A 227-nucleotide genomic window follows, 5' to 3' on the forward strand; every position below is an offset into this window, starting at 1 on the left:
GCCTCACCGGGCAGTGGTCGGACGGCACCGGCCCGTCGGCGAAGAAGGGGTGGCCGTCGATCATCCGGACGCCCGGCCCGGTGACCACCTGCCAGGTCCGCACGTCGATGCCGGGCGAGACGAAGATGTAGTCGTAGCGGTACCCGTCGGTACGGATCGCGCGATAGGTCCAGCGCCCCCCGACCTCGGCACCGAAGCTGTTCAGCGATGCGGCCCCCGGCACCTTG

General features: G+C 70.9%; 1 protein-coding gene. It reads right to left on the reverse strand.

The window, feature by feature from the left end; genetic code table 11:
* A partial coding sequence (locus BN358_RS27190) for a hypothetical protein (protein ID WP_198018533.1) occupies positions 1-227 on the reverse strand: 227 nt, incomplete at both ends.

Origin of the sequence: Sedimentibacter sp. B4 (genome assembly GCF_000309315.1) — a bacterium.
Taxonomy (GTDB): domain Bacteria; phylum Bacillota; class Clostridia; order Tissierellales; family Sedimentibacteraceae; genus Sedimentibacter; species Sedimentibacter saalensis.